The 22,936-nt window shown below is 66.5% G+C and carries 23 protein-coding genes; 14 read left to right on the forward strand and 9 right to left on the reverse strand.

The window, feature by feature from the left end; translation table 11 throughout:
- Positions 1 to 50: 50 nt before the first annotated feature.
- Positions 51 to 512, forward strand: coding sequence for a GNAT family N-acetyltransferase (locus AC1DS6_RS25445; RefSeq protein ID WP_441625782.1), 462 nt, complete (start codon positions 51 to 53; stop codon positions 510 to 512).
- 84 nt (positions 513 to 596) lie between these two features.
- On the opposite strand, the gene AC1DS6_RS25450 is transcribed toward AC1DS6_RS25445, so the two are convergent.
- From AC1DS6_RS25450 to AC1DS6_RS25475, 6 genes are all read right to left on the reverse strand, one after another.
- Positions 597 to 1,217, reverse strand: coding sequence for a class I SAM-dependent methyltransferase (locus tag AC1DS6_RS25450; RefSeq protein ID WP_477103422.1), 621 nt, complete (start codon positions 1,215 to 1,217; stop codon positions 597 to 599).
- A 724-nt stretch (positions 1,218 to 1,941) separates the two neighbouring features.
- The gene (locus AC1DS6_RS25455; protein WP_441625786.1) at positions 1,942 to 2,628 is read right to left on the reverse strand and encodes a hydrolase; all 687 of its coding nucleotides are present in this window, start codon (positions 2,626 to 2,628) and stop codon (positions 1,942 to 1,944) included.
- Between the two features lie 165 nt (positions 2,629 to 2,793).
- The gene (locus tag AC1DS6_RS25460; RefSeq protein WP_477103423.1) at positions 2,794 to 3,786 is read right to left on the reverse strand and encodes a Bug family tripartite tricarboxylate transporter substrate binding protein; all 993 of its coding nucleotides are present in this window, start codon (positions 3,784 to 3,786) and stop codon (positions 2,794 to 2,796) included.
- Positions 3,787 to 3,861: 75 nt separating this feature from the next.
- Complete coding sequence (locus AC1DS6_RS25465) at positions 3,862 to 4,689, reverse strand: GntR family transcriptional regulator (protein WP_477103424.1); 828 nt, start codon at positions 4,687 to 4,689, stop codon at positions 3,862 to 3,864.
- Positions 4,686 to 6,518, reverse strand: coding sequence for an acyclic terpene utilization AtuA family protein (locus AC1DS6_RS25470; RefSeq protein WP_477103425.1), 1,833 nt, complete (start codon positions 6,516 to 6,518; stop codon positions 4,686 to 4,688). Before AC1DS6_RS25470 ends, AC1DS6_RS25465 begins: the two co-directional genes overlap by 4 nt.
- 15 nt (positions 6,519 to 6,533) lie before the next feature.
- Positions 6,534 to 7,751 (reverse strand): CaiB/BaiF CoA transferase family protein, encoded by a 1,218-nt coding sequence (locus AC1DS6_RS25475; RefSeq protein ID WP_477103426.1) that lies wholly within the window; start codon positions 7,749 to 7,751, stop codon positions 6,534 to 6,536.
- Positions 7,752 to 8,384: 633 nt separating this feature from the next.
- Between AC1DS6_RS25475 and AC1DS6_RS25480 the strand changes: the two genes are divergently transcribed.
- The 4 genes from AC1DS6_RS25480 to AC1DS6_RS25495 all read left to right on the forward strand — a co-directional run bounded on the left by AC1DS6_RS25480 (position 8,385) and on the right by AC1DS6_RS25495 (position 10,819).
- Positions 8,385 to 8,801, forward strand: a complete 417-nt coding sequence (locus tag AC1DS6_RS25480) for a hypothetical protein (RefSeq protein ID WP_477103427.1) — start codon at positions 8,385 to 8,387, stop codon at positions 8,799 to 8,801.
- 230 nt (positions 8,802 to 9,031) lie between these two features.
- The gene (locus AC1DS6_RS25485; RefSeq protein WP_477103428.1) at positions 9,032 to 9,466 is read left to right on the forward strand and encodes a hypothetical protein; all 435 of its coding nucleotides are present in this window, start codon (positions 9,032 to 9,034) and stop codon (positions 9,464 to 9,466) included.
- A gap of 70 nt (positions 9,467 to 9,536) precedes the next feature.
- The gene (locus AC1DS6_RS25490; protein WP_477103429.1) at positions 9,537 to 9,662 is read left to right on the forward strand and encodes a hypothetical protein; all 126 of its coding nucleotides are present in this window, start codon (positions 9,537 to 9,539) and stop codon (positions 9,660 to 9,662) included.
- An 83-nt stretch (positions 9,663 to 9,745) separates the two neighbouring features.
- Entirely contained in the window at positions 9,746 to 10,819 is a 1,074-nt protein-coding gene (locus tag AC1DS6_RS25495; protein WP_477103430.1) for an alpha/beta fold hydrolase, read from the forward strand.
- A 68-nt stretch (positions 10,820 to 10,887) separates the two neighbouring features.
- Here the strand turns inward: AC1DS6_RS25495 and AC1DS6_RS25500 are convergent, their stop codons facing one another.
- Positions 10,888 to 11,589: a GntR family transcriptional regulator gene (locus AC1DS6_RS25500; protein WP_441625802.1), complete on the reverse strand. Its 702-nt coding sequence runs from the start codon at positions 11,587 to 11,589 to the stop codon at positions 10,888 to 10,890.
- 195 nt (positions 11,590 to 11,784) lie between these two features.
- Between AC1DS6_RS25500 and araD the strand changes: the two genes are divergently transcribed.
- From araD to AC1DS6_RS25535, 7 genes are all read left to right on the forward strand, one after another.
- Positions 11,785 to 13,524, forward strand: coding sequence for an L-arabinonate dehydratase (gene araD / locus AC1DS6_RS25505; protein WP_477103431.1), 1,740 nt, complete (start codon positions 11,785 to 11,787; stop codon positions 13,522 to 13,524).
- A gap of 33 nt (positions 13,525 to 13,557) precedes the next feature.
- Positions 13,558 to 14,286 carry a ribonuclease activity regulator RraA gene (locus tag AC1DS6_RS25510; protein WP_441625806.1) on the forward strand — a complete coding sequence of 243 codons (729 nt, stop codon included), beginning with the start codon at positions 13,558 to 13,560 and terminating at the stop codon, positions 14,284 to 14,286.
- A gap of 85 nt (positions 14,287 to 14,371) precedes the next feature.
- Entirely contained in the window at positions 14,372 to 15,376 is a 1,005-nt protein-coding gene (locus AC1DS6_RS25515) for a Bug family tripartite tricarboxylate transporter substrate binding protein (protein ID WP_477103432.1), read from the forward strand.
- A gap of 106 nt (positions 15,377 to 15,482) precedes the next feature.
- Positions 15,483 to 16,472, forward strand: coding sequence for a tripartite tricarboxylate transporter substrate binding protein (locus AC1DS6_RS25520; RefSeq protein WP_477103433.1), 990 nt, complete (start codon positions 15,483 to 15,485; stop codon positions 16,470 to 16,472).
- An 82-nt stretch (positions 16,473 to 16,554) separates the two neighbouring features.
- The gene (locus AC1DS6_RS25525) at positions 16,555 to 17,550 is read left to right on the forward strand and encodes a Bug family tripartite tricarboxylate transporter substrate binding protein (RefSeq protein WP_477103434.1); all 996 of its coding nucleotides are present in this window, start codon (positions 16,555 to 16,557) and stop codon (positions 17,548 to 17,550) included.
- A gap of 49 nt (positions 17,551 to 17,599) precedes the next feature.
- Positions 17,600 to 18,538 (forward strand): 2-hydroxyacid dehydrogenase, encoded by a 939-nt coding sequence (locus tag AC1DS6_RS25530; RefSeq protein ID WP_441625812.1) that lies wholly within the window; start codon positions 17,600 to 17,602, stop codon positions 18,536 to 18,538.
- Positions 18,539 to 18,763: 225 nt separating this feature from the next.
- On the forward strand, positions 18,764 to 18,901 hold the full coding sequence (locus tag AC1DS6_RS25535; RefSeq protein WP_441625813.1) for a hypothetical protein: 138 nt from the start codon (positions 18,764 to 18,766) through the stop codon (positions 18,899 to 18,901).
- A gap of 30 nt (positions 18,902 to 18,931) precedes the next feature.
- Here the strand turns inward: AC1DS6_RS25535 and AC1DS6_RS25540 are convergent, their stop codons facing one another.
- Positions 18,932 to 19,636, reverse strand: a complete 705-nt coding sequence (locus AC1DS6_RS25540) for a GntR family transcriptional regulator (RefSeq protein WP_477103435.1) — start codon at positions 19,634 to 19,636, stop codon at positions 18,932 to 18,934.
- Between the two features lie 203 nt (positions 19,637 to 19,839).
- Here AC1DS6_RS25540 and AC1DS6_RS25545 point away from each other — a divergent pair, with 203 nt between their 5' ends.
- Positions 19,840 to 21,264: an amidase gene (locus tag AC1DS6_RS25545; protein WP_441625817.1), complete on the forward strand. Its 1,425-nt coding sequence runs from the start codon at positions 19,840 to 19,842 to the stop codon at positions 21,262 to 21,264.
- A 43-nt stretch (positions 21,265 to 21,307) separates the two neighbouring features.
- Complete coding sequence (locus AC1DS6_RS25550) at positions 21,308 to 22,312, forward strand: tripartite tricarboxylate transporter substrate-binding protein (protein ID WP_477103436.1); 1,005 nt, start codon at positions 21,308 to 21,310, stop codon at positions 22,310 to 22,312.
- A gap of 47 nt (positions 22,313 to 22,359) precedes the next feature.
- On the opposite strand, the gene AC1DS6_RS25555 is transcribed toward AC1DS6_RS25550, so the two are convergent.
- Positions 22,360 to 22,932: an NADAR family protein gene (locus AC1DS6_RS25555; RefSeq protein WP_477103437.1), complete on the reverse strand. Its 573-nt coding sequence runs from the start codon at positions 22,930 to 22,932 to the stop codon at positions 22,360 to 22,362.
- Between the last annotated feature and the right edge of the window lie 4 nt (positions 22,933 to 22,936).

Raw genomic sequence — 22,936 nt, forward strand, 5'->3', positions numbered from 1 at the left:
TGCAAGCGTGCCCGCCTTCAAGCCCGTATATCGAACCCGAGGATGACACCGTGACCGACCCGATCCTGATCCGCCCAGCCGAGCCAGGCGATTTTGAAGCATGGAAGGTGCTATGGGATGGCTACAACGCCTTCTATGGCCGCAAGGACGAAACAGCGCTGCCGGCCGAGATCACCCGCATGACCTGGTCGCGTTTCTTCGATGCCTACGAGCCCATGCACGCCCTGGTGGCGGAGCGCTCCGGGCAGTTGCTCGGGCTGGTGCATTACCTCTTTCATCGCAGCACCATCCAGATCGGCCCGAGCTGCTACCTGCAAGACCTCTTCACCACCGAGGCGGCGCGCGGCGCTGGCGTGGGCCGCGCGCTGATCGAAGCGGTCTACCAGCGCGCGGAGGCCGCCGGCGCCAGGCGAGTCTACTGGCAGACGCACGAAACCAATACGACGGCGATGAAACTCTACGACAAGGTCGCGGAGAAATCCGGATTCGTCGTTTATCGCAAGCCTGCCTGAGGCGGCAAGGGGTTGCTGGATGTCCGCGCGGGTCGGGCCGTCGCATTGATGCGTTGTTACCACGCCGCCGGACGCCTGGACCGCTCAGCACGGTTCCTTGCGGCACAGGCAGTAGATGAACTTCTGAACCGTCCCGAACGGCGTGTGGTGCTCCTCACGCTCCTGCCGGAGCAGCGTGAATGGCGCACCAAACTCGGCATGTAGCGCGTCAGCGCTGTAGCGCATGACAGGAAGACCGCTGCACTGCTCTGGCCCGTCCTCCGCGAAGGTCGCGACGATGACGCTGCCCCCGGGCTTGACTGCGCGCAACACGGCCCGGACGTAGGCTTCACGCTCCTCAAGCGTGGTCAGAAAGTGAAAGACCGCCCTGTCGTGCCAGACGTCGTAGGCGTGGATGGAAAGCTCCAGTTGCGTAACGTCGCCAACCAGCCACGAGACACGATTTGCACGCTCACCCAGGCGGGCCTTGGCCGCCGACAGCGCGGCGTCAGACAGGTCCAGTACGGTGAGGTTCGTATAGCCCTCGCCGACCAGGTCATCGACCAACGTGGAGGCGCCCCCGCCCACATCGATAATCGCCGCGTCCGGCGCCACACCCGTTTGCCGGATCAGTTCGACGGACTGGCGAGCATGCTCCTGGAACCAGCTCACGCTGGTCGGACCCTTCGCCGTGTAGACCCGCTCCCAGTGTTCCTTGGATTGCATACGCCCCCTCACAGATGAAACATCGCTAAGTTGCAACCGTCGCAACTCCAACTTTCACTTTACACAAGGTGACTGGAACCAGGGTCACGGTCGGCGCGGAGACCGGGATCGGTTGCGTGCAAATTTCCGGGAATCTGCACCCAGAACCGCGATGACAGCCCATATAGCCGCTCGTCATAAGCCGGATAACAAAACTGTCTGCTGCAATGCGCAAACGCCGCGTTTGCAGGCCTGCTGCGGGCCTATCCTTTGGAGGCGGCTCGCTCGCACAGGAACAACCACCAACAGGAGGTGCAGCATGCTAAAGACAGTTATCTTGCTCGCAGTGGCCAGCGCGGCCCTCGGCTCGGCCGTGGCCTACGGGGGTGTGGGTCCGCGGGACAAATACACGGATGGTGCAAATACCATGGGACCTCGGGATCCCTATGGGGACGGCGCCCGGGTGATGGATCGCCGCGACGTGTTCTCCGATGGAGCCTGCACGGAGAGTGGCGCAACGCGGTGACTGGCCACCCATTATTGAGCATGATTGGGTAGGCATGGGCGCCTGAGGATGTGTGCCCATCTGTGTGCCTGTCTGTGTGCCTATCGCACCGTGCAGCCTTTGATAGCAAGAGCCCCTCGTTGACAGGGGCTCTCTCTTTGCACTCCTTGCTTCTGCCAGCCGCCGTCCTGGGTGTGCTGTTAGACGTTCCCGTTGTTTCAGGCCACGCCTGCCGGCCTGTCAGCGAGCCGGCACCGGCGCGAGGGATTCGTGCGTCGTGGCCGTGCGCTGCGCTGCCTTGTGCACCATGGTGTAGGCATAGTCCACGCCCATGCCGTAGGCGCCCGAGTGTTCCTTGACCAGCTTCATCACGGCATCGTAGGTGTCGCGGTGGGCCCAGTCGCGCTGCCATTCGAGCAGCACCTGCTGCCAGGTCACCGGCACCACGCCGGCCTGCACCATGCGCTGCATGGCGTAGTCGTGCGCTTCCTTGCTGGTGCCGCCCGAGGCGTCGGCCACCATGTAGATCTCGTAGTCGCTGTCGTGCATCGCGGACAAGGCGAAGGTGGTGTTGCAGACCTCGGTCCACAGGCCCGCGACGATGATTTTCTTGCGGCCGTTGGCGGCCAGCGCGTCGCGCACCTTCTGGTCGTCCCACGAGTTCATCGAGGTGCGCTCCAGCGTCTTCTGGTTGGGGAATACATCCAGCAGCTCGGGGTAGGTGAAGCCCGAGAACGACTCGCTCTCCACGGTGGTGATGGTGGTGGGGATGTTGAAGATCCTGGCGGCCTTGGCCAGCCCAACGGCATTGTTCTTCATCGCCTGGCGGTCCATCGACTGCACGCCGAAGGCCATCTGCGGCTGGTGGTCGATGAAGATCAGTTGGCTGTTCTGCGGGGTCAGCACTTCGAGCTTGGCGTTGGTCATGATCTCTTCCCTTTCTAGTCCACATGGTTGAATTATTTAGAACGTCGCGCTTTGCGGTGTTGCGCCGTCCATGGGTTGAACTTTAAGTGAGCGAAGAGGGTCGATGTGCTGAATTGGCAGGATAAGTTGTTCAATTTTATTGATGAATAATTGGCGTGCGCCGCGTCACTCCGGCTCAATGCCCGCCGCCTTGATCACCTTCGCCCATTTCTGCGTCTCGCTGCGGACGAAGGCTGCAAGTTCATCCGGCGTGGTGGGTGCAGGCTCGCCACCTGTGCGGCTGAAATACTCGGCGGCCCTGGAATCGGTAAGCCCCTTGCGCACCATCTGATTCATGCGTTCCACCACCGGCTTCGGGGTCGCGGCAGGAAAGAATGCCGCCGACCACGCCACCATTTCATATCCGGGTAGGCCGCTCTCCGCCATGGTCGGCACGTCCTTCAGCACGGGATGGCGCTGCGTTGTGGTCACGGCGACGGCACGCAGCTTTCCGCTCTGGATCAACGTCATCGCGGGCGATATGTCGGAGATCATGAAATCGACCTGATGCCCCATCAAGTCCGTCAGCGCCACGGGCACGCCCTTGTACGGTACGTGCAGCGCCTGTACGCCGGCCATCATCTTGTATAGCTCGCTGGCGATGCGGGTGGAGGAACTGCCGCTGGCGAAGGTGAGCTTGCCCGGCTTTGCCCTGGCCAGCGCGGTCAGGTCCGCCACCGTGTGCACAGGGCTGTCGGACGGCACCACCAGCACCAGTCCGCTGCGGGCGATCAGCGAGACCGGCGCGAAATCCCTGATCGGATCGTAGGGCAGCTTCTTGAACAGGGAAGCGTTTGCCGCGTGCGTGGTGTTGGTGGTCACGAGCATGGTGTAGCCATCGGCGGGCGCCGTGGCGACAGCCTGGGCCGCGATAAAGCCGTTGGCGCCGGGCCGGTTATCCACCACGACGGATTTGCTGGTCTGGCCCGTAACGGCTTCGGCCACGAAGCGTGCGCTGCTGTCGGTGCCGCTTCCGGCCGGGAACGGGACGACCACGCGCACTGGCTTGGCGGGATAATCGCCGGCGTCCGCCGCACGCGCCGGGGTTGCAGGACCCGCGGCCAGCACCAGCATTGGCAGCAACCGGGCGATCGCCCGCCGTTTGAATGGGTGAGTCATGTTGTCTCCTCATGTGCCTTCGGCATCTGTCGGATGGTAAGAATCACGGGTGGCTGGCCCGAAATGAAAAGCGCCTCAGCTACGGCTATCCGGCACCGCCAGCGCCGGGTAGCGCGCGGTCAGGTGGGCCGGCAATTCCACGTCGAGGATGAAGCGATCGCCGCGATACCAGAAGCATCCCGCCGTCAGCACCTTGCCGTCGACATCGAGCGTGGTGCGGACAATCTTGGCGATGGGCGCGGCGAATCCATACGCAAGGTCGCGCGCCAGCGCGTAGTCGGCGGGCTCCACCGTCATGGTCTGGTGCATCATGCCGAGCCGCTCTCCCACCGCCTCGCGCAGCAGGCTGGCGATCTTGCGATGCTTCTCGCTGCCGCGCGGGAACTGGCTGAAGACGGATGCCGCCACGTATAGCTCGATCAGGCAGAACGGCTCGCCATCGTGCAGGTGCAGCTTGCGCAGGCGAACATAGCGGTCCAGCGGTTCGCCGCGCGTGGGCAATCCGGGCGGCAGGCTGACATCCTTGCGCTTGTCCAGGATGCGGATTTCCAGCTCGCTGCCGCCGACGAGTTCGTCGTTGATCACCGACCGCATGCCTTCGCTCGGGCCCGGCGGCAAGGCGGTCACATGCGTGCCGCGCCCCCGCTGGCTGCTGACCAGGCCTTCCTCGGCCAGCACTGCAAAGGCTTGCCTGACCGTGACGCGGGCGATGCCGTAGGTCTGCGCCAGCCGCTCGACCGTTGGCAACTGGTGCCCGACCGGCCATTCGCCGGACGCGATCCGGTGGCGCAGCACGCTGGCCAGTTGCCGATAGCGTGCCACCCCGCCGGTGCCGTCTTCGGGCAGCGCTTGCGGCCCGGCATCCGTGAGTGAGGTGGGAGCGGTACGCTTCGCCTCGCTCATGGCAGCAGGCCTCTTGGCACCCGCACGGGCATTGCCAGCAGGATCTGCGCCATACCCTTGCCCAGCGGGTCGTTGCGCAGCGAAGCCATGCCACCGCCGTCGAGCGCCGCTTCGCAGACCAGGTTGATCGCGTCGATGCCCGGCAGGTCGTAGCGCGTGACCGGGCCCTTCACCAGGTGGCCGAGCCACTGCGCCACGCGCGCCGTGGTCACCTCGGCGCGCAGCAGCGGCAGGTACTCCGGCCGGCGGGCGATCAGGCCGATGTTGGAGATATCGCCCTTGTCGCCGCTGCGGCCATAGGCAAGGCGGATCAGCGGGACTTCGACGAGGTCGCCGCCGGGATGGCCGGGCGCGGATTCGGACGCCGTGGAGCGCGGTGGCAGCGCGGCGTCCCCTGCCGCGCGCGCTCGCGCCGGCGGCATCGCCACTGGCGTGCGCTCCCCGTCCATCAGCACCGTGGGCGCCAGCGCGTCCTTGTCGAGCAGGAAGGCGTACTGCCGGATCGACGGCGACGGGCTGGGCCGGCCACTGCCGGACCCGGTGGTGCCCGGAGACCAGCTCGTTCCCGCAGCCGATATCTCGCGGGCGAACAGTTCCAGGGCGGCCTTCTCGGGATGCATGACCGCCAGCCGCATGATCGCCTCGCGGGTGTGGCGCGTCTGCGCGTGCGGGCCGAAACAGGACTCCGCGCCCAGCACGTCGATATGCGTGCGGGTGTAGTCGGCCCAGCCGTGTTCGGCAAACAGCCGGCGCGTGCGCGCGAGGATGGCCTGCGCGGTACGCTCGGCCTTGGCCACCGCGTCGAACCCGACGATGGTGAGCTGCGCATTGCAGCGAAACCCGTCGGCATAGGTTGCCGACACTTTGTAGGTACCGGTGGGGGCGCGGCCACGTGCGCCGCGCACTTCCACCAGGCCGGGACCGGCCTGCGCCAGCGTGACCTGCGTGAAATCGCAGGTCACGTCGGGCAACAGGTAAGCGGCGGGGTCGCCGATTTCATAGAGGATCTGCTCACCGACCGTGGCGGTGCTGACCAGCCCGCCGGTGCCGGGCGGCTTGCCAACGAGGAAGCTGCCGTCGGCGCGGCATTCCACGACCGGATAGCCGATGTTGGGCCAGTCCGGCACGCTCTCCCAATCGGTATGCAGCCCGCCGGTGGCCTGGCAGCCGCACTCGATGATATGGCCGGCCAGGCTGCCCTGCGCGAGATGGCCGTAGTCGTCCGCCCGCCAGCCGAACTCGTGCATCAACACGCCGAGCGTGACCGCGCTGTCGACGCAGCGGCCGGTAATGACGATCTGCGCGCCCTGGTCCAGCGCCTGCCGGATCGGCAGCGCGCCGAGATAGGCGTTGGCGCTCAGCAGCTTCTCCGGCAGGGGCCTGCCATTTTGCGCATCCATGTCCTTCACGCCGGCTTCGCGCAATGCGGGCAGCAGCGGCATGACATCGTCCCCCTCCACCACCGCTATGCGCACGGCGATGCCTTGCTCGGCGGCGATGGCGGCCAGCGCCTGCGCGCAGCCTTGCGGGTTGATGCCGCCGGCGTTGCTGACCACGCGGATATTGCGGTCGACGATTTCCCCGAGCAGGCTTTTCATCGTCACCGTCACGAAATCGGTGGCGTAGCCGAGTTCCGGCTTGCGCAGGCGCGCTGCGGCGAGGACCGACATGGTGAGTTCGGCGAGATAGTCGAACACCAGGTAATCGATCCCGCCCTGGCGCACCAGTTGCGGTGCGCCCACGCTGCTGTCGCCCCAGAAGCCGGAGGCGCCGCCGATGCGGACCGTCCTGGCGCTGCTGTCGTCTTTTACGTTCACGTTTGCACGCATGCTCTCTGTCTCCACCTATGCCTTCACCGGTCCGCGCGTCGCACCCGCAGCCATCATCCTGTCGATCTCCGCATCGTCATAGCCGGCCTCGCGCAACACCTCGCGGCTATGCTCCCCCAGCCCCGGCGCGTGGCGCCGGTTGACAGGCGGCGTGCCCGACCACTCGCTCGGCACCGCCATCTCCCGGATGCGGCCGACGCCGGGGTGGTCCGTCTCGCGGAAGAAGCCGATATCGCGCAGATGCGGATCGTCGAGCAGCGTCTCGAACGTGTGCATGGGAAACACCGGGATATCGGCTTCCTTTAGCAACGCGCGCCACTCCTGCGTGGTCCGTTTCACCATCTCGTCGCTGACCATCGCGTAGAGCTCGGTGATGTGCGCCGTGCGCGTGGTGATACTGGCGAAACGGGGATCGGCTTCGAACAGCTCCGCCTTGCCGATCGCCTTGAGGAAGGTGCGCCAGTGATGGTCGTGGTAGATCAGGCAGCACACATGGCCGTCGCGCGTCCGGTACGGCCGCCGCTCCGGCGACAACAGGCGCGGATAGCCGAAGCCGCCCCTGGCCGGCACGAAAGTCTCGCCGTACAGGTGGTCGCCCAGCACATAGGGCACCATGGTCTCGAACATCGGTACATCCACGCGCTGGCCCTTGCCCGTGCGAGCCTGCGCATGGAGCGCGGCGCAGATCACCCCGAAGGCGTAGAGGCCCACCGAGCGGTCGGCGATGGTGATCGGGAGATAGCGCGGGATGTCGCCGCTGCCCATCGCCACCGCCTGCGGCAAACCGCTGGCGGCCTGGATCAGGTCGTCGAACGCGGCCTGCGGCGCGTAGCGCCCGCGTTGCGAAAAGCCGAACATGCCGACATAGACCAGCCGCGGATTCAGCGCCGACAGGGTTTCATAGTCCAGCCCCAGCCGCTGCATGGCCTGCGGCCGGACGTTATAGGCCAGCACATCGGCGTCCTTCACCAACCGCAGCAAGGCTTCACGCCCGTCCGCCGATTTCAGGTTCAGCACGATGCTGCGCTTGTTGCGGTTCAGGCCCAGGTAGTGCGGCCCCATCTTCTCGTCGCCGCAAGGCCCGATGCCGCGCGTGACATCGCCCTCGGGCGGCTCCACCTTGATCACATCGGCGCCCAGGTCGCCCAGCATCTGGGTGGCCGAGGGGCCCATGAAAACCGCCGTGATGTCCACCACCTTGACCCCGGACAGGGCGCCTGCCGTCATTGCCATCGTCTCCTCCAACCCGCCGTATTAGTTCTATTAATAGAACTATAGGGCAACGCAATGGACCGGACAAGGACGAAGCGGGTGCGCCGACCATGACGGCGACCGCAACGGCGGCCCGATGGATGCCATGCAATGCCGCCCGATCATTGACGCAAAGGCACCCAGGGCAGCCAACCGAGGAAAACCTCTAGATGCTTGACAACACAATCAGTCCTGTGCTGGAACCCGCCTTTTTTTGGGTCGTGTTATCCACAAATACTGTGGATAACAGGGGGTTCGCTTCCCGCTAACCGGCATGCTGCCGCCAATCCGTTCGGACTGCCTAATGTTTCAGCAACTTGAAGAATTTGTGGCATATTCGTGGCTGCGACGCCGGCACCCACCCTTGCGGTGTTCGACGGTAGAACATTCACGCTTCCTTTTTTCCGCTTTTCTTCCCTTCCTTTTCGCTTCCGCTCTGCCTCGCGCGCGCGCCCGGGACTCCTGCCCCGGCCTCCGGGACCGCGCCCGGCCCCTTTGGACCCTGACCGGGACTCTCGCCTCATGGTTTGCGCACGATCCGCGGCCGACAATACCTGCTCGCCTTACGCTTGCACCGCCGCACCGTGCGATGCCGTTGAAGGAGGAGTCGGAGTCATGGATCACTTGCGGTTTCGGGACGCCCACCGGCCATACACCCACTGCACGGCGCACGCCCGGCTGTCTGTGCGCCTGCCGGGCGGCCTGACGGCAGATGGCGCGGCCGCCGCATCGCTCGTGCTGGGCGGAACTGTCCTGGTGTTCTATGCGCTGTACTGCGAGGCCGGCACCTGGGACACGCTGCTCGCGGCGGCGAGCCGGGTGGTCCGCGACCATGACATGCCGGTTCGGGACCTGGGCCGGGCGCTGTCGCTGGCGCGTTCCCTGCGCGGGCAGGCAGCGGTGGAGCCGGCGCCGTGGCCCCTGGCCGCGCAGGCCCTGTGGCACGACGTCAAGGCACGCGCGGATGCGTTGCCCGGCATCGGCTCTGGGTACGCGCAGCGGCTTGTCCTGCTCCTGGCCTGCCTGCACTGAAGCTGCCCGGGACAAGCGAGGGGGCAAAAGGAAAGCGGAAAGGAACATGGGAATCTGTCATGCGCAGCGCGCCGAGCCAGGGATGGGATGGCTGCCGGTTCACCTCGCGCATATCGCCGTTGCACGGTCAGGGCGGTCACGTGCAGCCAGGTGCCACCGAGGAGATTGCCCATAGGAAGGACTTGCCGGATATGGCAACGCCAGGACCGGCACGCCTGATGGAGACCGATATGCATTTGTATCTTGCCAAGACCCTGCTCACCGGTGCCGCGTTGGCTGCCGGCCTTCTCACCACAGCCCAGGCCAACGCGGGCGTGCGTGACCTGGCTCCGGGCACCGCACCCGCGCACACCGGCCAGCGAGACGCCTTTACCGACGGGGCGCGCATGGGCCAGCGAGACGCCTTCACCGACGGGGCGCGCTCCGGGCAAGCCGGGGGCACTCCCCTGGCAACGCTCGGCCGCCAGGGATTTTCAGCGTGCGCGTCCCGCCCCTTCGATCCCTACCAGGACGGCATGCGCAGCGGGCCTCGCGACCCCTACTCCGATGGCGGGCGCAGCGGCCCGCGCGACGCATTCAGCGACGGTGCGCGCACGGGCCAGGCCGATCCGTACGCTAGCGGCACGGAATGCCTGTCCGCCCTGCAACCCATGGGCGCGGCATGACGGCGCACCATCGCCATAGCCCGAGATAAACGCTGGCGACAAGGCCGGCTCGCAACCAGGAGTGGACGTCATGCGTGGCCCCCAAAAGCCCCAAGGCATCAAGCTGCGCATGACACCACCGGTGGAAAAGGCGTGCCCGGCACCTGCCGGCAAACACGGTACCCACGGTACCTTCACGCAGGATTTCCTTTGCTAAGCTAGGTGAAGCACGCGGTGCACCGTACGCGGCAGCCGTGCTTTGGCCTGTCGCGCCGGCTACTCCCGCCCGCGTGAACGCCCATGCCCACGCGCAAGCAACAGATTCGCCTTTGCACCAGCCCGGATGGCGTGCGCCTCGCTTACGCCATCAGCGGCCAGGGACCGCCGCTGGTCAAGGCGGCGAACTGGATGAGCCACCTGGAGTTCGATGTCGAGAGCCCTGTGTGGAGCCACCTTCTCAACGAACTATCGCATTGCCACACGCTGGTGCGCTATGACGAGCGCGGCTGCGGCTTGTCCGACCGCGATGTCGAGTTGTCTTTCGACGCCTGGCTGCAGGACCTGGAGACCATTGTCGAAGCCACCGGCGTCGATCACTTCCCGCTGCTGGGCATCTCGCAAGGCGCATCGATCGCGGTCGCCTACGCGGTGGCGCATCCCGGGCGGGTCAGCCACCTGATCCTGCATGGCGGCTATGCGCGCGGCAGGCTCAAGCGGGCGCTCGACCCTCGCCTGCGGGAAGAGGCCGAGCTGATGAACCGGCTCGCCGAGATCGGCTGGGGCCAGGAGAACCCCGCCTTTCGCCAGTTCTTCACGACGCAGTTCATCCCCGGCGGCAGCGCCGAGCAGCATCGCTGGTTCAACGAACTGGAGCGCGTGTCGACCTCGCCCGCCAACGCGGCGCGCTTTATGCGCATCTTCAATGAAATCGATGTGGTGTCCCAACTAAGCCAGGTATCCTGCCCCACCCTGGTGCTGCACGCCGTGCGCGATGCGCGCGTGCCCTTCGACGAGGGCCGGCTGATTGCCAGCCTGATTCCCGGCGCGCGCTTCGTCCCGCTGGAAAGCGATAACCACCTGCTGCTGGAAACCGAGCCGGCATGGCAGCGCTGGCTCGACGAGGTGCATGCGTTCCTGCCCGCCACCCCGCCCAGCGCGGACCTTGTCTTCACCGTGCTGACCCGGCGCGAGCGGGACATCGTGGAGTTGATCGCGCAAGGCCGCGACAATGCGCAGATCGCGGCGCATCTTGGCCTGAGCGAGAAGACGGTGCGCAACCACATCACCAGTGTGTTCTCCAAGCTTGAAGTGGAAAATCGCGCGCAGGCGATCGTGCTGGCCCGCACGTCGGGCTTTGGCCAGCCAGGCGCATAGCGTGGCCTCCGGCGGGTTATGCGGATGCGCGAGCCATGCGTTCCGGCATGGCGATCCGGCAAACCGATCTACTCGAGATAGCTGCCGAAGCGTGCACGGATCTCGTCAAGATTGGCGAGCGTGCCGGACAGGTGCCGGCGCAGGCTGGCCTGCGCCTCGTCGGCGTCGCCCCTGGCGATCGCATCGACAATGGCGGTGTGATCCGCCACCACGGCGTTCGCCTTGCCGGCGATCGGCAGGTGCAGGCGGCGCAGCCGATCCAGGTGGCCGCTCTGGCGGCGCACCAGCATCCACAGGTCCGGCACCCGCGCGGCTTCGTACATCTGGCGGTGGAAAGCCTGATCGAACAGGGAGAACTCGGCGAAATCCTGCGCCGCGAGCATCGCCTGCTGCCGCGCCACGCTCAGGCGCAGCCGCTCGACCAGCGCCGGGTCGGGTTCTTGCGCCAGGGTGCGCACGATTTCCACTTCCACCGAACGCCGCAGGAAATGCGCTTGCTGCGCCAGGGCAACGCTGATGGGGCTGACCACGGTGGCGTGCTGCGGGAAGATATCGACCAGCCCTTCCTCGCTCAGCCGCATCAGCGCATCGCGCACCGGCGTCTGGCTGATGCCGTATTGCGCGGCCAGCTCGGTACGCGACAGCACCGTGCCGGGGGTCAGCGTCATCGAGATGATCATGTCCCGCATATGCTCGAACACCTGCGGCGCGGCGTGCCGGGTGCGGTCGAACTGGAAATGCATCTGGGGAGGGGACAGGGTGGCTTCCATCTGGTGGTCTGGTTTCAGGACATTGATGCGCCTTATCGCGCATAAGGACGCTGCTTCGCGTCCCCTGCAGGCATTCTAATAGAAAGTTTTCCCGTTTGACACACTAATATATTAGTGCTTTAATGGCTCACATGAGATCAGTTGTCGTACCTCCAAGGGAGGGCGATCCCGATGACAACACCCATGGAAGAGACAATGACGTCCCGAAAGAAGACGCCCGAAACGCTGCGCAGCGCGCGCTGGTTTGCTCCCGACGACCTGCGCTCCTCCGGGCACCGCTCGCGCATCATGCAGATGGGCTACTCGCCCGACGAATGGCTGGACCGCCCGATCATCGCGATCATCAACACGTGGTCCGACATCAACCCCTGCCACTCCCATTTCAAGCAGCGCGTCGACGACGTCAAGCGCGGCATCCTGCAGGCCGGCGGCTTCCCCATCGAGTTGCCCGCCATCTCCCTGTCGGAGAGCGCGGTCAAGCCGACCACCATGCTGTACCGGAACATGCTGGCGATGGAGGCGGAGGAGCTGATCCGCTCCCATCCCATCGACGGCGCGGTCCTGATGGGCGGCTGCGACAAGACCACGCCCGGCTTGCTGATGGGGGCGTCGAGCGCGGGCGTGCCGGCCATCTATGTGCCGGCCGGCCCGATGCTGCGCGGCAACTGGAAGGGCAACGTGCTGGGCTCCGGTTCGGACGCCTGGAAATTCTGGGACGAGCGCCGCGCCGGCAATATCAGCAAGACCGAGTGGATCGGCATCGAGGGCGGCATCGCCCGCAGCCACGGCACTTGCATGACGATGGGCACCGCCAGCACCATGACGGCGATTGCCGAGGCCATTGGCATGACGCTGCCGGGCGCCTCGTCCATCCCGGCCGCCGACGCCAATCACATCCGCATGTGCTCCGAAGCCGGACGGCGCATCGTGGACATGGTGTGGGAGGACCTCACCCCGCAACGGATCCAGACACGCGCCTCTTTTGAGAACGCGATTGCGGTGGCCATGGCGATGGGCTGCTCCACCAACGCCATCATCCACGTGATCGCGATGGCGCGCCGCGCCGGGCACGACATCGGGCTGGGAGATTTCGACGCGGCCAGCCGGCGCGTGCCGGTGATCGCCAATATCCGGCCCAGCGGCGACAAGTATCTGATGGAGGATTTCTTCTACGCGGGCGGCCTGCCGGCGCTGATGAACCGCATCGGCGACAAACTCCACCTGGATGCCATGACCGTCACCGGCCGCACCCTGGGCGAGAACATCGCGGGCGCGGAGGTCTACAACGACGACGTGATCCGCACCCCGGAAAACGCGCTCTACCAGGAAGGCGCGCTGGCCGTGCTCAAAGGCAATATCGCGCCGGACGGCTGCGTGATCAAGCCCAGCGCCTGCGAGAAACGCTTCTTCAAACACACTGGCCCTGCGCTGGTGTTCGACGACTATCCGTCGATGAAGGAAGCGGTGGAGCGCGACGACCTCGACGTCACCGCCGACCACATCCTGATCCTGCGCAACGCCGGCCCGCAAGGCGGCCCCGGCATGCCGGAATGGGGCATGCTGCCCATCCCCAAGAAACTGGTGAAACAAGGCGTGCGGGACATGCTGCGCATGTCGGATGCGCGCATGAGCGGCACCAGCTACGGCGCCTGCATCCTGCATGTCTCGCCCGAGTCCTATATCGGCGGCCCGTTCGCGCTGGTGCGCACCGGCGACATGATCTCGGTCGACATCGACCGCCGCAGCATCCACCTGGAAGTGTCCGACGAGGAACTGGCTCGCCGCAAGGCCGCATGGATGCCGCCGCCACCGCGCTTCGGGCGTGGCTATGGCTGGATGTTCTCCCAGCACATCCGGCAGGCCAACGACGGCTGCGACTTCGACTTCCTGCAAACCGACTTCGGCGCGCCCACGGGCGAGCCCAGCATCTACTGATCACCGAATCCGCTCACCGACTCCGGACCCGCCATGACCCAAGCCAGCAAGCTCAGCCAGCCAATCATCGACCAGCTCAAGACCGTCAGCACGGCCACCCTGTGCACCGCGCTGTTCAAGCGCGGCCTGCGCAACCAGTTCATCCAGGACGTGCATCCGCTCAATCCCGAGCGCGGCAATATGGTCGGCGAGGCCTTTACGCTGCGCTATATCCCGGCGCGGGAAGACCTGAACCCGATCACGGTGTTCCAGGACCCGAACCACCCGCAGCGGCAAGCGGTAGAACAATGCCCGCCGGGCGCGGTGCTGGTGATCGACAGCCGCAAGGACGCGCGCGCCGCCTCCGCCGGCTCGATCCTGATCACCCGCCTGATGCAGCGCGGCGCGGCCGGCATCGTCACCGACGGCGGCTTTCGCGATTCGCCGGAGATTGCCCGGCTCGCCATGCCGGCCTATCACCACCGCCCTTCCGCCCCCACCAACCTGACGCTGCACCAGGCGATCGAGATCAACGGGCCGATCGGCTGCGGCGACGTCGCGGTGTTCCCCGGCGACGTGGTGGTTGGCGATGCGGAAGGCGTGATCGTCATCCCGCGGCACCTGGCCGAAGACATCGCGGCGGAAGCCGTGGAGATGACCGCCTTCGAGGACTTCGTCACGGAGGAAGTGATGAAGGGCCGCTCGATCATCGGCTTGTATCCGCCGACCCAGGAGCAAAGCCGGCTGGACTTCGCCGCATGGCGGCAGGCCACGGGCCGCTGAGCACCCACCTTGCGCGCGGCGCAAACCAGCACATGAGACAGCCGGCCCCGAATCGCGGGGCAAGGCCGCCACGGATGGAGACAAGATGAATCACAGTAAGCGAGGCGCGCTGCGCCACGTTGCCGCCCTCGGCATGCTGGCTACCGCCGGCGCCATCGGGCTCTTCGGCGCGGGCGCCCACGCCCAGGACAAATGGCCGTCGCGCCCGGTCACCTGGGTAGTGCCGTTCGCGGCGGGCGGCTCGACCGACATCGTCGCCCGCACCATCGGGCAGGAAATCTCGAAGTCGCTGGGCCAGCCGGTCGTGGTCGAGAACCGCCCCGGCGCGGCCGGCGCGGTGGGCGCGGGCTACGTTGCGCGCGCGAAGGCGGATGGCTACACGCTGTTCGGCGGCACCATCAGCACGCATGCCATCAATGCCAGCCTGTACAAGAACCTCACCTACGACCCGGTGAAGGATTTCGAGCCGGTCTGCCTGATCGCCTACGTGCCCAATGTGCTGATGGTCGATGCCAAGCTGCCGATCCATAACGTGAAGGAGCTGATCGCCTATGCGAAGCAGCATCCGGGCCTGAGCTTCGCATCCTCCGGCGCGGGTACCTCGACCCACCTGGCCGGCGAGCTGTTCGCCGACATGATCAAGGTGCCGATGACCCACGTGCCCTACAAAGGCAGCCCGCAGGCGATACAGGACGTGGCTGCCGGCCTCGTCCCCTTTCTCTTCGATCAGCTGACGGCGGGCGACGCGATGATCAAGGCCGGCAAGCTGCGCGCGCTGGCCGTGACCTCGCCCAAGCGCTCGGCGCTGGCCCCCGATGTGCCGACCATGGCGGAGGCCGGCGTGCCGGGCTTTGAAATGGTGTCGTGGCAGGCTCTCTACGCGCCGCGCGACACGCCGAAGGACGTGGTGCAGCGGCTGAACGCCGAAGTGGTGCGCGCGCTGAAGCAGCCCGCCGTGCAGCAACGGATGACGCAGCAGCTTGGCATGGAAGTGGTGGGCAGCAGCCCTGCCGAACTGGCGGCCTTCATGGGCAAGGAGATTCCGCGCTGGGCGGAGCTGGTGAAGAAGTCGGGCGCAACGGCGAATTGATCGCGTAATCGATTGCGTAATCGATTGCGTAGTTGATCACGTTAGCGCCGGGAACTACTCACTGAACAAAACCAATAAGCGCGAACTGAATCGCGCAGGAGACGACATGCACATCAACACCAAACCCATCGTCCAGGCGCTGGCCGGCATCGCCGCCGCCCTGGCCCTAGCCACGCCTGGCGCCCATGCCGCCGACGCAGCCTACCCCGCCAAGAGCATCACCATCGTCGTGCCCGCCTCACCCGGCGGCGCCATCGACCTTGTGGCAAGGCTGGTGGGCCAGAAGATGACCGAGGCCTGGGGCCAGCCGGTGGTGGTGGACAACCGCCCCGGCGCCACCGGCATCATCGGCACCGACCTGGTCGCCAAGAGCCCGCCGGATGGCTACATGCTGGCGCTGGTGGCCAGCAGCCACGCGATCAATCCGAGCATGGTGAAGAAGCTGCCCTTCGACACCATCAAGAGTTTCGAGCCGGTGGTGCTGACCCACGTGGTGCCGCTGATGCTGGTGGTGTCCCCTTCCCTGCCGGTGAAATCCGTCAAGGAACTGATCGCCTATGGCAAGGCCAACCCGGGCAAGCTGTCGTTCGCGTCCAGCGGCTCGGGCGGCGCGCCGCACTTCTCGGGCGAGCTGTTCAAGAGCATGGCCGGCATCGACATGGTCCACATTCCCTACAAGGGCAGCACGCTGGCGCATCCGGACCTTACCAGCGGCCGCGTGTCGCTGATGTTCGACACGGTTGCCGCGATCGGCCCGCAGGTCAAGGGGGGCAAGGTGCGCCCGCTCGCCGTGACCACGGCCAGGCGCTCGTCGACCGCGCCGCAGGTCCCGACCATGGCGGAAGCCGGCCTGCCCGGCTATGAAACCAGCACCTGGGGCGGCGTGCTCGCGCCGGCCGGTACGCCCAGGGCGGTGGTGGACAAGCTCAACGCGGAGATCAACAAAGCGCTCGCATCGCCCGATGTGCGCGAGCGCCTGCAGAACGCCGGCATCGAACCCGCGGGCGGCACCCCCGCGCAATTCGCCAGTTTCCTTCAGGTGGAAATGGGCAAGTGGGCCAAGGTTGCCAAGGACGCCGGCATCCAGCCCGAATGAGCGGCGCGCCGGCAGCCGCTACCCCACACATGCCGCCGGGCCATCGCACCCGGCACTCAAGCAGTACTCCTGGAGACAGAACATGCGCTTGCTCACCCCCCTGAAACCGCGCCGTCGCGCGGCACTCGTCGCCCTGGCTATCGGCGCGTGGCTGCCCGCCGCGCACGCCCAGCCCGGCGTGGCCTGGCCGGCCAAGCCCGTGACCATCATCCTGCCGTTCGCCCCTGGCGGCGGCACCGATGTGGGCACCCGCCTGGTAGCGCTGCGGCTGTCGCAACTGTGGGGCCAGCCGGTGCTGGTGGACAACCGGCCCGGCGCGGCCGGCAACGTCGGGCTGGACATCGTGTCCCGCGCCAGGCCGGATGGCTACACGCTGGTCGCGGGCAATGTCGGCACGCAATCCATCAATCCCACGCTCTACAAGAAGCTCAGCTACAACCCGGCCGCCTTCGTGCCGGTGAGCCTGATGGCGGAGCTGCCGTTCGCGCTGGTCGTCACGCCCAAGCTGCCGGCCAGGACGCCGAAAGAACTGGTGGCGCTGGCCAAGGCGCAGCCCGGCAAGCTGACCTACGCCAGCTCGGGCAGCGGCGGCTCGCCGCATTTGTCGGCGGAGATCTTCAAGGCTGCCACCGGCATCGATCTGCTGCACGTGCCCTACAAGGGCGGCGGCGCCGCCATGAGCGACCTGATGGCGGGCAATGTCGACATGCTGTTCGCCTCCATCCTGGAAACCGCCGGCCATGTGAAATCGGGCAAGCTGCGCGCGCTGGCCGTGACCAGCAAGGTCCGCTCCCCCGCGCTGCCGGACGTGCCGACCCTGGCGGAAGCCGGTATTGCCGGCGCCGAATCGGGATCGTGGGTCGGCCTGCTGGCGCCGGCGGGCACGCCCAGGGAAATCGTCGACAAGATCGCCGCCGGCGTCAAGGAAGTGGTGGCGATGCCCGCCGTGCGCGAACAGCTGATTGCACAGGGCGCCATTCCCGTCGGCGGCACGCCGGCCCAGTTCGCGGACCTGATCGCCACCGATCGCAAGCGCTACGCCAGGATCATCCTGGACAACAAACTCAGCGCGGACTGACATCGCCAGCCTCGCGCAATCATCGCGCTCACCAACCGGATCTCTTCTCATGAAACAACGCCTGCTCCAGCATGGACGCTTGCCGGCCGCACTCGAAGCCAGCCTGGCCGAACACTATGACGTCCACCCCCTGTGGGCCGAAACCGATCCCGCCGCCTTCCTCGCCAGCCACGGCGCCGAGTTTGCCGCGCTGACCACACGCGCCGCGATCGGCGTCGACGCGGCCATAATCGCGGCCATGCCGGCGCTGAAGGTCATCTCCAGCTTTGGCGTGGGCCTCGACAAGATCGACCTCGAAGCCGCGCGCGCGCGCGGCATCGCAGTTGGCTATACCCCCGACGTGCTCAACGATTGCGTGGCCGACACGGCCTTTGGCCTGCTGATGGACGTGGCGCGCGGCTTCAGCGCGGCAGATCGCTTTGTCAGGCGCGGCGAATGGCCCAAGGCGCAGTTCCCGCTCAGCACGCGCGTCAGCGGCAAGCGCCTGGGCATCATCGGCATGGGCCGCATCGGCCGCGTGATCGCCCGGCGCGGCTCCGGCTTCGACATGGAGGTACGCTACAACAGCCGGCGCCCCGCGGCGGATGCGCCCTACCGTCACGAGCCCTCGCTGATCGAGATGGCCAGGTGGGCGGATTTCCTGGTCATTGCCACCGCGGGCGGGCCGGAGACCCGGCACCTGGTTTCCGCCGCCGTGCTCGAAGCGCTCGGCCCCGAAGGCTTCCTGATCAATATCGCGCGCGGCACCGTGGTTGACGAGGTGGCGCTGGTGGATGCGCTGGTGCACCGGCGCATCGCCGGCGCCGGCCTGGATGTGTTCGAGAACGAGCCGCACGTCCCTGAAGCCCTGTTCGCGCTGGACAACGTCGTGCTGCTGCCGCATATCGCGAGTGCCACGCACGAAACGCGCAATGCGATGGCGGACCTGGTCTTCGACAACCTGCGGAGCTTCTTCGCCAGCGGTGCCGTGAAGGCTGCGGCGGCATAGGGCAACCAGGATGCCGGGCGATAGCGCGGGGGAGCGATCGCCCCCCTTTTGTCTTATGCCTTGTCTATTGCCGCAATGCCCCGCGGTTGTACCCCAAACGAGGTAAATTTCCCCCCGATTTCCTCCTCACCCCCCTCCGCCGAGTGGTAGCGGACTGGTCTTTATCTTGCGCATACTGATTGCCTAACCAAGAAGAATAACCACACAAAAGCAGAGGGGTCAGCCATGGAAGGAGCACTCACTTTCGGGGCGTATATCGTGGTTTTTATCGGGGCGCTGTTGTTCGGTGCAAGAAGCGTGAGCCGGCATCATCCCGCGCTGCGGCAGGACACGCCGCAAACCGCCAAGAGCCCGCAGCAATAATCCGGGCCGGTTGCCGCACCGCTGCGCATTTCAGGGTTCGGCGATGGCCGGCGCATCATCCGCAGCCATCTGCGCGAGGGCCCTTAGCCGCGCCATGGAATTCCGGATATGCAAGCGGGCCAGGTCTTCCGCCTGGCCGGCATCCCCGCGCTCGATCGCCGCGACGATCTGCTCGTGCTCCCCGATGGCGGCCTGCGCGCGGTCCCGCGCAAACAGGATCCGTGGCGCGAACACCTGCGACGTCATATGCACGATGGGTACCTGCCTCGCCAGGTACTCGTTCGCTGCCAGGCCGATGATGGCAGTATGGAACTCGACATTGGCCGCTGTATAAACCTCAGGCAGCCAGGGCTCGAGGCTCCCCTGCTGGGTTTCGATGATGGCGCGCAAAGGCGCTCCGGCCAGTTCGCTCGCGCGTGACGCCGCCAGGCGAGCGGCGAGGCCGTCGATTACCTCGCGCAGTTCATAGGCATCCATCAACTGACGGAAATCCGCGCTGACCACGGTGACGCCGCGCGCAGTCTCGGCGCTGACCAGGCCTTCCCGTTCGAGAATGCGCAGGGCTTCCCGCAGCGGCGTGCGGCTGATCTTCAGGTCCTCCGAAATCTCGACCTGCCGCAGCGGCTTGCCCGGCGGGTAGACGCCCCGGTAGATGCGCTGGCGCAGCACCTGCGCGACTTCCTCGACCAGCCGCACCCGGCCTTGCCACTCGAATGTTTCCGACATTTCCGACATTTGCCCCCTCTTGGCGCAGCGCATTTCCGCATATTCCGGCGCATATCCGCACCGGGTGATCCAGACAGGTTGGCGCAGTTTACAAGGGCTGCCCACGGGTCTACTATAGCCTCAAACACTGGATTCTGGATCCAAAAACCAAAGCCCTGCATAGCATGGCGTGGCGTCCAGGCCACCCGAGACGTTTCTGGAGACCCCCGCCGATGAGCGATGCGCTTTGCTTTTTGTCCGCCACCGAACTCCAGGGCCGCATCGCCCGCAAGGAAATATCGCCGGTCGAACTCACGCAGGCCGTGCTCGACCGCGCTGCCCGGCTGCAGCCCGAACTGAACTGCTTCATCACGCTATGCGCCGATGAAGCCATGACCGCGGCCCGCGAGGCGGAGCAGGCGGTCATCGCGGGCAAGCCACTGGGGCTGCTGCACGGCATCCCGTTCACCGCGAAGGACCTCGTCAACACCAAGGGCGTGCGCACCACGTTTGGCGTGGCGCCATACCGGGACAACGTGCCCGACCAGGATGCGGTAGCCATCGCGCGCCTGCGCGAGCAGGGCGCCATCCTGATTGGCAAGACCACCACGCCCGAGTTCGGCTCCAAATGCCTGACCGATTCGCCCCTGTTCGGCCGCACGCGCAATGCATGGAGCGGCGAGCGCACCAGCGGCGGATCCAGCGGCGGCGCGGCGGTTGCCGTGGCCAGCGGCATCGCGCCGCTTGCGGTCGCCACCGACGGCGGCGGCTCCACGCGGATTCCGGCGGCGTGCAACGGCGTGGTCGGCATCAAGCAGAGCAACGGCGTGATCCCGCACAGCCAGGCGCAGGACCTCTTCGGCAACCAGACCTATGTCACGCCCACCACGCGCACGGTCGCGGACACCGGGCTGATGATGCAGGTCATGGCCGGCGAAGATGCCTGCGATCCGTGGTCGATCGGCGTGCCGAAGCCGGACTACGCCGGCGCCGCCCGCCCGCAAGGGGATTTGCGCGGCCGCCGGATTCTTTACTGCCTGGCGCCGCCGGGGCGTCCGGTATCGGCGGAGGTTGCGCGGGCATTCGAGGCGAGCCTGTCGAAGCTGGCCGGGCTAGGCGCGGAACTGGAAGCCTTCTCCGGTGATGGCTTTGACGTGGAACCCATCTGGCGCGCGATCAACCATACGGTCTGGCGCGCGCGCTTTGCCGCCATCGCGGCGGAGCACGGCGACCAACTCAGCGCCACGTTCCTGAAGCAGGTGGCCTCCGCCGCGCAGGTCAGCGGCGTGGAGTACCAGCAGGCGATGTTCGATCGCTCGAAACTGTTCCTGCGCGTGCAGGCGCTGCTGCAGCGCGGCGACTTCCTCGCCATGCCGACGCTCACACGCACGGCGCTACCCATCGAACAAGACCTGTTCGGCACCATCGACATCGACGGCCAGGCATTCGAAAACGTCCGCGCGCACTGGTTCCCGTGGACGATGCCGTTCAACATGACCGGCCATCCCGCCATCAGCCTGCCCTGCGGCTTCGGCAGCGACGGGCTGCCGATCGGCTTCCAGCTGGTGGGACAGTTCCGCGGCGACGCCGAGCTGCTCCGCGTGTCCGCGCTGTTCGAAGCCGCGCACGGGCTGCTGGGCCAGTGGCCGCAGCTATAACACGCCACGCCTCGTTTATTCATCGATTCAAACCGCACCCGCCATGACCCACGCTTTCCGCCGCAATTTTGTGATCAACGCCCTGGCGCTTCCGGCATGTGCCGTTGCTGTCCTCGCCCTGCCCCGGCCGGCCTTCGCGGCAGAGGATGCGGCGGCCCCGATGCATATCATCGTCGGCTACGCGCCCGGCGGCGCGGCCGACAGCCTGGCCCGGATCTACGCCGAACAACTGCGCCAGGATGGGCACGGCACCATCATCGTCGAGAACAAACCCGGCGCGTCGGCGCGCCTGGCGCTCGACTACGTCAAGCGCTCCAGGCCCGATGGCAAGACCATCTTCATCGGCCCCTCGCCGCTGTTCACCATCTTCCCGCTGACCTACAAGAAGCTGGGATATGACGCGGACAAAGACCTGGTACCGGCCGCCGTGCTGACCGACGTGCCCACCGTGATTGCCGCCGGTGTCCAGCAGCCGTACAAGAACATGAAGGAATACGTCGAGTGGGCCAGGCGCAATCCCGGCAGCGCCAGCCTGGGCCTGGCGACCATCGGCAGCGCCGGCCACCTCGGCACGGTGGCACTGGGCAAGAAGCTCGGCATTTCCGTTACGCCCGCCGCCTACCGTGGCGCGTCTCCGATGCTGGTGGACGTGATCAGCGGTACGGTGTCGATCGGCTGGGATGCCGTCGCCAGCATGATGCCGTTGTACAAGGGCGGCAAGCTGCAATTCCTGGGGGTGAGCGGCACGCGGCGCGCCAAGGCCTTGCCGGAAGTGCCCACGCTGAAGGAACAGGGCTTCAGCCAGTTCGAATACGCGACCAGCTGGTACGGCGCCTTCCTGCCGGCCGGCACGCAAGCGGATGTGGTCGCCAAGGTGGAGAAAATGTTCATTGCCGCCTCGGCCAATGCCGCGACCGCGGCCAAGCTGGAGGCCCTGGGGCTGGAAGTGGCCGCCGGGCCGGGACAAGAAGCGCGGCACCGCATCCAGCTGGAGCGTGCTGCCTGGAAGCCGATCGTGGAGGCTACCGGCTTCGTCGCCGAGGACTGACCCGGACCGGAGCAAACGGGCGGATGGCTCTGACCCTTCGTCCCGCTCTAACGCGCCGCGGCATCTCCTAGCGCCTCGCGCGCAGCCATCAGCGCGAATCCGAGCAGGTTGGGCCCGCGCCACTGATCGGGATTGGCCGCGCGCGGATCGTCGGCAGCCAGGCCGATGCCCCAGATGCGATCGACCGGGCTGGCCTCCACCAGCACGCGCCGCCCGGTGCCGAGCAGGTAGCCGGCGAGGTCCGGATTCTGGCGGAATTTCTCGATATTGCCCTGCGTCACCAGCGCCTGGCACGCGGCATTCCAGCGCCCTTCGTCAAAGCCGCACACCTCGCGGCCAAGCCGCTTGGCCGCGGCGGGCGAAGGCGCCGCCAGTATCCGCGCCAGGGCAGGCTCGTCGCCGAACAGGCGCGCCTTGCCAGCCATCATGAAATGCTCCGCGCTGGCGAACACCTGGCCATCCACGCTGAACCGGGCGGGCCACCACTGCGACAGGCACTCCTTGCCCACCGCGGCCCCCGGCCTGGCGCTGTGGCCCCAGAAAAACAGGTAGGCGGGGCGGTGGCCGCGCCGGAAGGCACTGATCAGGGAGGCGTGGTCGTGGATATCGGGCTGGGTCATCGCG

It is taken from the genome of Cupriavidus sp. 05L310, assembly GCF_056398185.1.